The following is a 12,938-nucleotide window of genomic DNA, read 5'->3' on the forward strand; positions in this document are numbered from 1 at the left end:
TTATGGCTAAATTAATCGCAGAGAATCTGGCAAAAGCCTACAAAGGCCGCAAGGTCGTTGAAGATGTCAGCCTGATGGTCAACTCCGGCGAAATCGTCGGGTTATTAGGGCCAAACGGTGCCGGTAAAACCACGACCTTCTACATGGTCGTCGGCATCGTGCAGCGTGATGCAGGCCGTATTATCGTCGATGACGAAGACATCAGCCTGTTGCCATTGCATACCCGCGCCCGTCGCGGTATTGGCTATCTTCCTCAGGAAGCGTCCATTTTCCGCCGCCTCAGCGTATTTGATAACCTGATGGCCGTGTTGCAGATCCGCGACGATCTGAACAAAGAACAGCGTAACGATCGCGCCAATGAACTGATGGAAGAGTTCCATATTTCTCATTTGCGCGATAACCTCGGTCAGTCACTGTCCGGTGGTGAACGCCGTCGTGTTGAAATCGCCCGCGCGCTGGCGGCGAACCCTAAATTCATTCTGCTGGATGAACCGTTCGCCGGTGTTGACCCGATTTCAGTTATCGACATCAAAAAAATCATTGAGCATTTGCGTGACAGTGGCCTCGGCGTACTGATCACCGACCATAACGTTCGCGAAACGCTCGACGTGTGTGAACGCGCTTACATCGTCAGTCAGGGCAAGTTAATCGCCCACGGCACGCCAGCCGATATTCTTGCTGATGAACAAGTTAAACGCGTTTATCTTGGTGAAGAATTCCGTCTGTGATCTGTGCCGCCGGAACCGTGCCTGTTTCACTTTAAAATGAAACAGGCCGTCTCTGACAGAAGTGTTGCCGTTTTCACTCATCAACGGAAATAAAGCCAAGATATGAAGCAAGGTTTGCAACTCAGATTCAGCCAACAACTGGCAATGACTCCACAGTTACAACAGGCCATCCGCCTGTTGCAATTGTCCACGCTTGAGCTCCAACAGGAGATCCAACTCGCGCTGGAGAGCAACCCTCTGCTGGAACAAACCGACCTTCATGAAGAAATCGACTCGGTAGAAGCCACCGACAGCGAAGGGTTAGATACCCGCGAAGCACTCGAGCAAAAAGACATGCCCGAAGAGCTGCCGCTGGATGCGACCTGGGATGAAATCTATACCGCGGGCACGCCTTCCGGCACCGGTAATGATTACAGCGACGACGAGCTGCCGATTTATCAGGGTGAAACCACCCAGACCCTTCAGGATTACCTGATGTGGCAGGTCGAGCTGACGCCGTTCTCAGATACTGATGCGGCGATTGCGACGTCCATTGTCGATGCGGTCGATGACACCGGTTACCTCACCGTTTCTCTTGACGACATTCTGGAAAGCATCGGGGATGAAAACGTCACGATGGACGAAGTGGAAGCCGTGCTCAAACGCGTACAGCGTTTTGACCCGGTCGGCGTGGCCGCGCGCGACCTGCGCGACTGCCTGCTGATCCAACTTTCCCAGTATGTGACCGACACGCCTTTCATCACCGAAGCCCGTCTTATCATCAGCGAACATCTGGATTTGCTGGCGAACCATGATTTCCGCGCACTTATGCGATCAACCCGGTTAAAAGAAGATACACTGAAAGGAGCGATGCTCCTGATCCAGTCTCTTGATCCGCGTCCGGGCCAGTCGATCAATACCGGCGAATCCGAATACGTGATCCCGGATGTGCTGGTGCGCAAAGTGTCAGGAGTCTGGACGGTTGAACTCAATTCGGACAGCATTCCGCGTCTGAAGATTAACCAGCAGTACGCCGCGATGGGGAATTCCGCACGCAGCGACAGCGACGGGCAGTTTATCCGCAGCAACCTGCAGGAAGCCAAATGGTTAATCAAAAGCCTGGAAAGCCGTAACGACACGCTGTTGAAAGTCACGCGCTGTATCGTTGAGCAGCAGCAGGCGTTCTTTGAACTGGGTGAAGAATTTATGAAACCTATGGTGCTGGCTGATATCGCCAGCGCCGTAGAAATGCACGAATCGACGATTTCACGCGTCACGACGCAGAAGTTTCTGCACAGCCCGCGTGGCATTTTCGAACTGAAGTATTTCTTTTCCAGCCATGTCAGTACAGACAGCGGCGGCGAGGCATCGTCAACCGCCATCCGGGCGCTGGTGAAGAAATTAATCGCAGCGGAGAATCCTGTAAAACCGCTCAGTGACAGTAAGTTAGCGACCCTGCTTTCCGATCAGGGAATTATGGTTGCACGACGAACCGTCGCCAAATACCGAGAGTCTTTGTCCATCCCGCCCTCAAACCAACGTAAACAGTTAGTTTGACCTCAACAGAGAAGGAAGACATTATGCAGCTCAACATTACCGGACATCACATTGAGATCACGGATCCCCTGAGAGAGTTCATCACGTCGAAGCTGGCCAAGCTTGAGCAGTATTTCGACAGGATTAATCAGGTGTATGTGGTGTTGAGCGTGGAAAAGGTGCAAAAAGTTGCCGAAGCAACTTTGCATGTGAATGGAGGCGAGTTACATGCCACCTCGGAACATCAGGATATGTACGCAGCGATTGACGGACTGGTTGATAAACTGGCCCGTCAGCTGAATAAACATAAAGACAAACTGAAACAGCACTGACATTCATGTAGCCAACCCTGTGCTACAAACCTTCGGGCATCGGCTTGTGACCTTCGGGAAACGAGCCGATATAGCTTTAAGGGTGAAACAGCGCAAAAGTGAAAGATGACATGAACAACGATATAGCAATGCAATTAACGTCGGTGCTTAATGCCGAATGCACTAAAAGCGGCGTTCATTGCGCCAGCAAAAAACGCGCACTGGAAATCATCAGCGAACTGGCAGCCAGACAACTTAATTTGTCGCCACAGGTGATTTTCGACGCTATTTTGACCCGTGAACGTATGGGCAGCACCGGGATCGGTGCCGGGATCGCCATCCCGCACGGTAAGCTGGAAGAAGATACGTTACGTGCCGTCGGCGTGTTCATTCAGCTGGAACAACCGATCGCTTTTGATGCCATCGATAATCAGCCGGTAGACTTACTTTTTGCCTTGCTGGTACCGGCAGATCAATGTAAAACCCATTTACATACATTATCTTTGGTGGCTAAGAAATTAGCTGATAAAACAGTGTGTCGCCGCCTTCGTAGTGCGCAGAGCGATGAAGAACTGTTCCAGATAATGACTGAAAACGAATAAATTGCTGATTCCCGGTACGGTGCCGGGAAAATGAATTCTGAACACTGAATGCCAGGGGAGTGACACCATGGTGCTGATGATTGTCAGCGGCCGTTCCGGTTCCGGGAAATCGGTTGCCCTACGGGCATTGGAAGACATGGGTTTTTACTGTGTGGATAACCTGCCGGTGGTGTTATTGCCGCAGCTTGCCCAGACCCTCGTTGAACGTAATACGTCAGCTGCCGTCAGCATCGACGTGCGTAACATGCCGGAAACCCCGGAAGTTTATGAGTACGCGATGTCACAACTGCCGGAGAGCTTCTCACCGCAGCTGTTGTTCCTTGATGCCGACCGCAACACGCTGATCCGCCGCTACAGCGACACCCGTCGTCTGCACCCGCTTTCCAGCAAAAATCTCTCCCTCGAAAGTGCCATTGATGAAGAAGCCGATCTGCTCGAGCCTCTGCGTTCTTCCGCTGATCTCATCATCGACACGTCCGAAATGTCCGTTCACGAACTGGCAGAAATGCTGCGTACCCGCCTGCTGGGTAAACGCGAACGTGAACTGACGATGGTCTTCGAATCCTTTGGTTTCAAACACGGCATTCCGATTGATGCGGATTACGTGTTCGATGTACGCTTCCTGCCGAACCCGCACTGGGATCCGAAACTGCGTCCGATGACCGGCCTAGACAAACCGGTGGCGGCGTTCCTCGACCGTCATACCGAAGTGCACAACTTTATCTACCAGACCCGCAGCTACCTTGAACAATGGCTGCCGATGCTGGAAACCAACAACCGCAGCTATCTGACCGTCGCCATTGGTTGTACCGGCGGTAAGCACCGTTCGGTGTATATCGCAGAGCAACTGGCCGACTATTTCCGTTCCCGCGGGAAGAACGTGCAATCCCGCCATCGCACGCTGGAAAAACGTAAATCATGACGGTAAAACAAACGGTAGAAATCAAAAACCGGTTAGGGATGCATGCCCGTCCGGCGATGAAGTTATTTGAACTGGTGCAGAGCTTTGAATCAGAAGTGATGCTGCGCAACGGCACAGGCATTGAAGCGGAAGCCAGCAGCGTGATCGCGCTGCTGATGCTCGATTCCCCGAAAGGTCAGAAAATCGAAATCGAAGCCACCGGGCCAGATGAAGAACAGGCTCTCAGCGCCGTCGTAAATCTGATTAATTCAGGTTTTGACGAAGACTAATAATTAAAGCACTATTTGAGCCGTATTAAATGCGGCTTAAACAGTCTATTGCAATGGCCTTGAAGCTTTCAAAATTCTTACTGCTCAGCAAACGGCTCATTGAGCGTTCCCGCACAAACGTCACGAACAAATCGTAAATCGCCATCGCTTCTTCGTAATCCGCCTTGCTGATCGCCAGCAGGAAAATCACGTGCGCGGTTTCCCCTTCTCCCCAGGCAATGCCCTGCGGCGAAAGCAACGTAATCACCACGGTTTTCTTCGCCAGCAGTCCCAGCGAATGCGGCAGCGCAATCCCTTCGCCCAGCATGGTCGAGACAATCTCCTCACGCTCGACCACTGACGGGTAAAACGCCTGATCGACATATCCTTCTTCTTCCAGCTGTGAACACACATGACGGAACAACTCCGCCTGCGTCATCGGTTCGTTGACGATCATGAAGTGCTTTTCGTCGAAGAATTTTTCCAGCATATAAGGCCGTGTGCGGTCGACCAGCACCAGCTTGCCGAGCTGTTCCATCTGGTATTCGGTCGGAAACGGCGACAACACCACCACCGGCTTATTCTTCTCGGTAATGCGGGCGTTGGAAATAATAAAATCTTCGTCGATATGCTCCAGCTGCTCGTAATCACGCAGCGAAACCACCTGTTTCATCACCAGTTGCGGATACTTACGGTTAATCTGCGCCTGGATCATGCGGATGGTTGAATTGCCGGTGTCGCACACCAGCATCACCTGCGGATGCCGCTGGTAGCCGATATTGTAATGCCGCTCCAGCCCGACGCCGATATGCAGCACCAGAAAACCAATCTCGTTTTCACTCAGCGTATACGGGGTGTATTTTCCCCAGCTGGAGACCGCCGCCAGCGTGACGTCATAGGCCATCGGGTAATGCTGTTTGATATTGTTCAGCAGCGGATTCGGGATATTTATCTGATATTTCACCCGGGTAATCATGGTCTTAATGTGCGTCAGCAGGTCAGCACGCAGTTGCTTATCGCCCTGCAAATCATAGTTATAGTGCGAATTGATATACGACAGAATGTAATCGACCAGCGCTTCGTCATCGTCGGCGTTAATGTCGGTCGGCAGGATTTGCTGCACGCGGCGTGCGGCGATATTCACCCGCAGATAAGCTTCCTCAGAGGCAGGAATTTCCTTGCCGACGAGATTTCTGAGCTCAGCCGCCAGTCGTACGGAAACCTGCTTCACCGCCGGGTCACCGTCTTCCGCATCAAAATCGGTCAGCGGGTAACCGCCGGTAATGCGCTTAATCGCCACCGCGCAGTACAAGATCAGATACTGCTCGCCCTCATCGGTCAGCTGAACAGAAGACTGCGTCAGCACCTGATGCATAAAGCGTGTCAGCGGGACCAGCGCTTCCGGCTCCAGACTTTCCGCCTTCAGCAGCGGATTCGCCTGTTCCTCGGCATCCAGCTGGAACAGCAGATCGGTCAGACAGGCGCGGATCGCCAGTTCTGCACCGAACAGTTTCATGCCGTAGCGCGGCTTGGTTTCGATATTCAGGTGATAGCGAGCCAGATGCTCCCTCACCTCAGCCATATCATTTTGCAGGGTTCCCCGGCTGACAAACCATTCATCGGCCAGATCTTCCAGCTTCAATGAAAAAGCTGAGGTCAAAAAGCGGATCAGCAACGTTTTCACCCGCTCAGCGGCAGTGCGCGGCGTCGGATTCGGTTTGCGTTGCGTCGATTGCTGTAACGTTGAGAAAAGCGTCTGATCGTCAATCCGCAGCTGATATCCGCTGCCACGGCTGTGAACAAAGGTCGCACCAAAATCGGCGATGATTTCATTCAGCGCAGTAATATCGGCACGCACCGTGCGCGTCGACACAGACAGGCGTTTTGCCAGCTCATCCTGAGGAAGGGTTTCGGTTTGCAGCGCATCAAACAGTTGCGCCAGACGTTGATTGGGAAATCTCACCATTGTTCTTCCATATTATTGCGGATACGCCCTCTGCGCAGTCACCGGGAAAGTTTCCACGCAGAAGGTTTAGTTCAGACGCAGTACGTTATCAGGGCAAGATCACCATCTGTGACGGACTGCCCACAGCCACATAATTATCAACGAATGACAGTTTGCCGTTTTCGCCAGAAACCTTGAATCTGGTGATGTTATCGCTTCGTTGATTCATTGCGTAAATATATTTGCCGTCCGGTGACAACGTCAGCGTTCTTGGATAATCGCCACGCGTCCAGGTTTCATCACTCCAGGTCATTGCGCCTTCGCCGGTCACGTTAATCTGCGCGATGCTGTTATGCAGGCGGTTCGCCACGTACAGATGCCTGCCGTCTCTGCTCAGCACGATGCCTGCCGCAAAGTTGGTGCCTTTGAAACCGGCCGGCAGCGATGACAGGCTGTGCAACTCCGTCAGCGTGCCTTTGGTGGTATCAAAGCGATAACTGGTCAGGGTCGAGGCTTCCTCGTTGATCAGGAACACCACTTTGCCGTTCGGATGGAACACAAAATGGCGCGGTCCTGCCCCTTCTGAAGAGGCCTTGATGAACGGCGGATCGTTGGCTTCCAGCACGCCGGTTTCGCTGTTGAGTTTCCACTGATAGATCCGGTCAAGTCCGAGATCGGTGGAGAACACAAATTTGCCGGAAGGATCGGTGGCGATCATGTGCGCGTGCGGCCCGTTATGGTCGCTGATGGCAAAACTACCCTCCGCCGCCGCTGCCGGTTTGCCTGCCCCCGCCGGACCGGAATCCTGCTGGCTGTTGCTTGCTTCGCTCAGTTTTCCACTGGCATCCACCGGGAACACTGCCACCACGCCGCTGATGTAGTTCGCCACCAGCAGATGGTCACCTTTTGGCGTCAGCGACAAATACACCGGCCCTGCACCCTGCGAATCCACCTGGTTAATCAGCGTCAGGCTGCCGTCTTCCGGTGCAATGCGGTAGGCCGCCACAGCGCCATGTTTGCCGCCGTTGTAATTATCAATTTCACTGCCGATAAACAGCGTTTTGCCGTCGTGGCTGAGCACCATCTGCGCCTGATTCGGCAGCTGGCTGGCGAGCGTTTTATCACTCAGCGCGCCGGTTTTCGGATCGAATTTAAAGCGGTAGACACCTTCCCCGTTCGGGTTGTAAGTGCCGACGTAAGCAAAATGCGGAGTCATCGAAGTCATTGTTTTTTCTGCTGCATAGAGCGGCATGGCAGACACTGCCAGCATCGCGGAGGTTAAACCTGAAATCAGAAACCAGTTTCTCATACATTTCCTCAGAATTTGGGATATCAGACAAACGAGAGAACCCTGCACCCGCTCAGTCGCTGAGAGATGCAGGGTGTTTAACCGCGCAGACGGCTTACCGCGCAGGAAAGGTCAGAACCCTCAGCCCAGCAGCTTTTTGACGCTGGCCAGCAGGGTTTTCACATCTTCAGGACGGGTGTTACCCGATGCGCTGTCGATGATTGAGCTGTAAATATGCGGGATGATTTTGGTCACGCCCGCCGACAGCGCGATTTCCATAATAGGCTCGAAGTTTTCTAAATCGATGCCGCCGGTCGGTTCCAGCCAGAAATCCTGTTCCGCACAGGCACGGGCCACGGCAGCGAATTCATCGCGGGTTTTCAGGCCGCCCATCGGGAAATATTTCACCGAGCTGCCGCCCATATCTTTCAGCAGTGCAATGGCGGTTTCCACCGGCACAATGGCGTCCGCAGAAGCAGAACTCAGTGGTCCGGTATTGATCTTCACAAAGCCGGGTTTACCGGTCGGTGAAATCAGACCGTTGACCACGCTGTCGTTTTGCCCAAGCATTCCACGGCTGGTACCGACGCCGGTAAAGACCTGATTGACGTGCTGCGGCTGAACCTGCGCAGAAATCTGGCTGACCATCAGCGACTGACGTGGATCGCCCGCGCCCAGACCGACGGACAACGCGTTTTCAATCAGAGCGGCATACTCTTTCATGTCCGCCACTGCGCTCGCGACATCCGGATAATTTTTGGAAAGCACGCCGACCAGCACATGACCTTCTGCCGCTTCGTAGATGTCACGGGCATTGTCTTTCGAGCCCGCCAGCACATTCAGGCACACGCGGTCACGGTAGAAATTTGGGGTTAGCTTCATGCTTTCTCTCCGCTAAAAAGTTGTTTAAAACGTTGTGCGACGACGGCGAGTTGCGGTGGCGTCACGCTGCGCACATCGACTTCAATCTTGCCTTCGTTGGCGCGGTAGCCACGGAAATAAATCGCGATATCGCCGTTTTTCATGGCGTCCACAATGTCTTTGGTTTCCCAGCCCAGCACCGCTTCATCGAAAGTGATTTCCGTGCGGGCGATATCACGTCCGGCGCTGTCCCAGACTACGCGACCAGTAACGCCGTTGATTTCATTCAGGCTGGCGATAAATGGCGTCATCTTGTCGACCATTTCCTGCCCGGTGGTTTTCGGCAGCGTGATGTAGCTTTCGATCGCCTGCGTCAGGCCAAGAATGCCCTCTTTGCCGACTTTCATCGCACGGCCAATCCCGCCCGATTGCAGTTTTACCCATTCGACGTACTGTTTTTTGCCGAGCACCAGACCGCTGGTTGGCCCTTCAATGGCTTTCGCGCCGCTGTAAATCACCAGATCTGCGCCCATCTCGTAGTAGCAGGTCAGGTCTTCTTCTGCGGCCGCATCGACGATCAGCGGCAGATTATGCGCACGCGCCACTTCAGCAGCTTCCGCAACGGACAGAATGCTTTTCTGCACTGAGTGGTGCGATTTGATGTACATGATGGCGGCGGTACGCGGCGTGATGCAGGCAGCAAGCTGCGCGGCAGAACATTCATTGGCGTAACCGGCTTCCACCACTTTGCCGCCGCCCATAGTGACCATCGTGCCCACCGGCGCACCGTAATTCACGTTATGGCCTTTTGGCAGCACGATATCGTGCGGGATTTCCAGCGGTGCGGCGTGCAGGTTTTCCAGCAGCCACGCATCATCTTTGACGATCACCGCCGCTACGGACTGCGCGATCCCGGCGGAAGCACAGGACACCACCACGGCGTTTTCTACGTTCAGCAGTTTCGCAATGTAAGCGCCGGTTTTATTCACCAGATCTTTCATCTCGAAGTAATGATTCAGACCGGTATTCACTACTGCGGCGACTTCCTCGCGCGGCGTGGAAACGCCCAGCGCCGTCATACGACCAGACGCGTTAATAACCTGTTTTAAATCATATTTTTCATATAAAGATTGTTCAGAAGACATGAGCAGATTTCCCTTCTTCAGTTAACAGGGGGACGCCCGCGACCACAGCGGCCAGAGGCACCAGCAAACTTTCGCCCTTCACGGACTGTCCTTCGGAATCGACAAACACCTGTGGCGCAAAACGCTGCTCGAACAGGGTCAGGTCGGCATCAGCGCCGGCTTCCAGGCGGCCTTTCGCCGGCAGGCGCAGCGCGTCAGCGGCGTGTGAGGTGACGCAGTCAATCACCTGCGTCAGGGTCATACCGACGCTAAAGAACTTCGACATGACGGTCGCAAGGCTATGCACCGGGCCGTTCATACGGTTACGGCAGTAAATATCGGAACTGATGGTGTGCGGCAAAATGCCCTGCTTAATCGCCAGTTCTGCCACGTCGAAACTGAAACTCGCGGTGCCGTGACCGACATCCAGCAATACGCCGCGGCTCAGCGCACGTTTAATGGAATCGAGCAGCACACCGTCCGGCGAGAGAATGCGGTTCGGCTTGCCGTTGTAGCAGTGGGTGATAATGTCGCCCGACGTCAGCAAATCCGCGATCTCATCGAGGTTCGGCGGGTTATTACCGATATGCACCATAAGCGGCAGGTCGTCGTTTTCCTGCTGAATTTCTTTTGCGCGCACCAGTGGCTTGATGCCGTTCTGGCCGACCACGCTGCTGCTCATGCGCGCTTTAATACCGATGATAAAACCGGAATTTCGCGCGATGGCGTCACGCACGCCGACTTTGTCGATCTGCGTCATATCCGCCAGTTCGTTCTGCGTGACAATGCCAGTGCGGGCGATATTCAGAAACGCGTAGACGTTGGTTTTCGCCGCACGGGTTATCTGATAGAAATCGTCGACATCATTCGCGCCGGTGCTGCCGGCATCCGCCACAGTGGTGACGCCACAGGCGACGCCAATCAGATCGGCGTCGTCATGATAAATCGGCGATTTGGGGTAACAGTGAACGTGGGAGTCAATCCAGCCTGCGCTGGCATAAACCTTGCCCTGAAGATTGAGAGTCTGGCGGGCAGTGGCATCGGCTGCCAGCGTGCCAATGGCGGCGAATTTGCCGTCCTGAATTGCAATATCAGTCAGGCTGCCGTCTGTGCGTAATGCCTGCCGGATGATTAAGTCATACATACGACGTTCTCCATAATCCGGGCGTCAGGAATATTCCCGACGCCCGCTTTACTGCTGATTTTATTCTATGTTGCTGTTTTTACAATGAAACCGGGAAGATAGCGCCCAGGATCATGGCACCCAGGATCGCCCCCCCGGTGATAGGCTTCTGCCACAGATAGAAACCCAGTGCGCCGAGCAGTGAACCCAGACCGATCGGAATCGAGGCCGCCATCGCTGACAGGATAATCAACGGCCCGAGGAAGCGGCCGGAGGCATTACCCGCGCCCATCATCACGTCAGCGCCGTAGGTTGAATTGCTCTGATTGATGGTGAATTTACGCGCCAGAATGATGATGTAACCAACGGCTAAACCGAGGATCAGGCCGGTGACCAGCGAAGCGGCGAAGTTCGCCACCGGGAAAATAAACCCTGCACCCAGCAGCATCGCCGGAACGCCCAGACCAATACCGGTCTGGATTGCGCCGCCGATATCGAGAATACCGACCAGTGAACCTTCGATGATGCGGGCAAACAGGAAGCTGGCACCGAAGGCCGCCACTGCGCCGTACACACCGGTGTCCATGCCCGAGCGCAACATCGACACAAACGCCACTTCGTTAAATGCGCCGATGCCGTACAGGTAATACATGTGTGTCCCGGCGAAAACGCCGGAAGACAGCAGTCCGACAAAAATCGGGAACGACCACTCGGCGTACCAGAAACCACGTTTGGCTTGTTCTTCCATTGTCATGCTCCCTTACTTACCGCTGAGTGAATTGTGAATGCCGTTCAGCCATGTCGGGACGTCCAGCATGAATGACTGCAACAGTTTGACGTCGAAACCACGGAAGAAACCGCTGAGGACGAACAGCGCGATAATCGCCGCCATCATCACTTTGGTCACGTGGTTCCAGCCGCTTTCTTCGACGCCTTTACCGATCAGGATACCCAGCACCAGACCCGGTACGGCGTTACCCATGATCATCTGCGCCAGACCGCCAAAAATGGTGGCCCAGAAACCGGAACGACGCCCTGCATCAATCGCCGCCAGCCAGAAAATCACCGGCATGACAGTGTTCACCAGCAGGTTGGCCGCCGGTACCAGCACTTTAATCGCGGTAACCTGTAACGCCGGAGGAACGGCGGACGCGGTGGTGTTGAGGAAGGCCACCACAATCATGCCGATGATGCCGCCGGCAATCGCCATCTTGCGCGGATCATGCATGGTTTCGGCGACATTGCGGTTTTTGAACATCAGCGCCGCGGTAGCCCAGTGAGGGATAATGCGGTGGTCAACGTCCTGCGTGAAAGAACCTGCTGCAACGGAAGATGCCCAGGCGTTAAAGAAGAAGCCCAGACCGAATGAGAAATGCGAAGCCGGATCGCCTTCACAGGAGTTTAATTCCCCAAGCGTACGAAAAGCCCCCATTCCTTGCACGGTTGGCGCATGGAACATACGTGCGGCACCCGCACCTACGCCCACGCCAACCAGTCCGCCGATAATAAGCGACTTAAATAAAATAATTAAAAACATCAGTATATCCTTGTCATTTATAGCTAACGTTTTTATTTCGTGACAAAAACTACCTGTTCCGTATTAATAACAGTCAGGTTGACGATAATGTCTAACGCCACGTAATAACTCTTTCTTTCCCTGGCCAGAAAAAAGAACAGAAACTTTTCTCTTTTCACTGACTCTTCTGCTTTTATTACCTTGACGTCCTGCGGTTCAATACGCAGCAAGACATTATTGGCGGAAGATTTGAGAACAGTCCTCTGAACCTGACTCAGTGCGGAAGAAAAGGCGGCAGCCTTATTTTCGCCTTTTCCTTCAACCCGAACTGTCGTGGTTAATTGTTGCTTCATTACGCCTGACCATACTTCTTGTTAAACGCTTCAACCAGACGCTGACCCAGTTCTTCTTTATCCATAAATCCGAACCCTAATACCAGACAGCCTTCGTTAATTGCCGTGACGCCTTCATCCACTGAGCGCATCCCGTACTTGGCTTTATATCCATATTTATTTTGTGCGGTAATCGCACCCGCGCCGCCACTGCCGCAGAAGGAAATACCTAAGCTGGCACCTTCTGCTTTCATCACGTCGCCGAGTTTCATATCTGCTGCCATACCCGGGACAACAATGGCTTTGCCACCAGCTGCTTCCACGCCTGCCGCCACTTTCTGGCCTTTACCTAAACGGTCGCCGATCACAACTAATACTTGTCCCATAATTCACATCTCCAGATTAATTAATTCGCGGTATTCT

15 protein-coding genes are annotated in these 12,938 nt (G+C 53.6%); 6 read left to right on the plus strand and 9 right to left on the minus strand.

Annotation, left to right across the window (positions count from 1 at the left end; all coding sequences use genetic code 11):
• Positions 1-2 precede the first annotated feature (2 nt).
• The 6 genes from lptB to npr all read left to right on the plus strand — a co-directional run bounded on the left by lptB (position 3) and on the right by npr (position 4,347).
• The gene (gene lptB / locus ACM615_RS16660) at positions 3-728 is read left to right on the plus strand and encodes an LPS export ABC transporter ATP-binding protein (protein ID WP_112288368.1); all 726 of its coding nucleotides are present in this window, start codon (positions 3-5) and stop codon (positions 726-728) included.
• Between the two features lie 102 nt (positions 729-830).
• Positions 831-2,264, plus strand: coding sequence for an RNA polymerase factor sigma-54 (gene rpoN, locus ACM615_RS16665; protein ID WP_112288367.1), 1,434 nt, complete (start codon positions 831-833; stop codon positions 2,262-2,264).
• Positions 2,265-2,287: 23 nt separating this feature from the next.
• Positions 2,288-2,575 (plus strand): ribosome hibernation promoting factor, encoded by a 288-nt coding sequence (gene hpf / locus ACM615_RS16670; RefSeq protein WP_013577259.1) that lies wholly within the window; start codon positions 2,288-2,290, stop codon positions 2,573-2,575.
• A 98-nt stretch (positions 2,576-2,673) separates the two neighbouring features.
• Positions 2,674-3,156, plus strand: coding sequence for a PTS IIA-like nitrogen regulatory protein PtsN (ptsN, locus tag ACM615_RS16675; RefSeq protein ID WP_431012203.1), 483 nt, complete (start codon positions 2,674-2,676; stop codon positions 3,154-3,156).
• 67 nt (positions 3,157-3,223) lie between these two features.
• The gene (rapZ, locus tag ACM615_RS16680) at positions 3,224-4,078 is read left to right on the plus strand and encodes an RNase adapter RapZ (RefSeq protein WP_013577261.1); all 855 of its coding nucleotides are present in this window, start codon (positions 3,224-3,226) and stop codon (positions 4,076-4,078) included.
• Positions 4,075-4,347: a PTS phosphocarrier protein NPr gene (gene npr / locus ACM615_RS16685; RefSeq protein WP_112288366.1), complete on the plus strand. Its 273-nt coding sequence runs from the start codon at positions 4,075-4,077 to the stop codon at positions 4,345-4,347. The genes rapZ and npr overlap by 4 nt, the downstream gene beginning before the upstream one ends.
• 25 nt (positions 4,348-4,372) lie before the next feature.
• Here the strand turns inward: npr and ACM615_RS16690 are convergent, their stop codons facing one another.
• The 9 genes from ACM615_RS16690 to ACM615_RS16730 all read right to left on the minus strand — a co-directional run bounded on the left by ACM615_RS16690 (position 4,373) and on the right by ACM615_RS16730 (position 12,901).
• Positions 4,373-6,292, minus strand: coding sequence for a BglG family transcription antiterminator (locus ACM615_RS16690; protein WP_431012204.1), 1,920 nt, complete (start codon positions 6,290-6,292; stop codon positions 4,373-4,375).
• Between the two features lie 88 nt (positions 6,293-6,380).
• On the minus strand, positions 6,381-7,580 hold the full coding sequence (locus ACM615_RS16695) for a lactonase family protein (RefSeq protein WP_431012205.1): 1,200 nt from the start codon (positions 7,578-7,580) through the stop codon (positions 6,381-6,383).
• A 120-nt stretch (positions 7,581-7,700) separates the two neighbouring features.
• The gene (gene dagF / locus ACM615_RS16700) at positions 7,701-8,441 is read right to left on the minus strand and encodes a 2-dehydro-3-deoxy-phosphogluconate aldolase (protein ID WP_113876723.1); all 741 of its coding nucleotides are present in this window, start codon (positions 8,439-8,441) and stop codon (positions 7,701-7,703) included.
• A complete protein-coding gene (locus ACM615_RS16705; RefSeq protein WP_431012206.1) occupies positions 8,438-9,565 on the minus strand; it encodes a DgaE family pyridoxal phosphate-dependent ammonia lyase in 1,128 nt (375 codons plus the stop codon). The genes dagF and ACM615_RS16705 overlap by 4 nt, the downstream gene beginning before the upstream one ends.
• On the minus strand, positions 9,555-10,688 hold the full coding sequence (locus tag ACM615_RS16710; protein ID WP_431012207.1) for an amidohydrolase/deacetylase family metallohydrolase: 1,134 nt from the start codon (positions 10,686-10,688) through the stop codon (positions 9,555-9,557). Before ACM615_RS16710 ends, ACM615_RS16705 begins: the two co-directional genes overlap by 11 nt.
• Before the next feature lie 79 nt (positions 10,689-10,767).
• Positions 10,768-11,415: a DUF4310 family protein gene (locus ACM615_RS16715; protein ID WP_112288360.1), complete on the minus strand. Its 648-nt coding sequence runs from the start codon at positions 11,413-11,415 to the stop codon at positions 10,768-10,770.
• A gap of 12 nt (positions 11,416-11,427) precedes the next feature.
• Positions 11,428-12,204, minus strand: coding sequence for a DUF4311 domain-containing protein (locus tag ACM615_RS16720; protein ID WP_056776226.1), 777 nt, complete (start codon positions 12,202-12,204; stop codon positions 11,428-11,430).
• A 32-nt stretch (positions 12,205-12,236) separates the two neighbouring features.
• Positions 12,237-12,536 (minus strand): DUF4312 family protein, encoded by a 300-nt coding sequence (locus ACM615_RS16725; protein ID WP_113876720.1) that lies wholly within the window; start codon positions 12,534-12,536, stop codon positions 12,237-12,239.
• A complete protein-coding gene (locus tag ACM615_RS16730) occupies positions 12,536-12,901 on the minus strand; it encodes an SFCGS family glycine-rich protein (protein ID WP_112288358.1) in 366 nt (121 codons plus the stop codon). The genes ACM615_RS16725 and ACM615_RS16730 overlap by 1 nt, the downstream gene beginning before the upstream one ends.
• Positions 12,902-12,938: the final 37 nt, after the last annotated feature.

This window comes from Rahnella sp. PAMC25617, from assembly GCF_050606005.1.
In the GTDB taxonomy this organism is placed as follows: Bacteria; Pseudomonadota; Gammaproteobacteria; order Enterobacterales; family Enterobacteriaceae; genus Rahnella; species Rahnella variigena.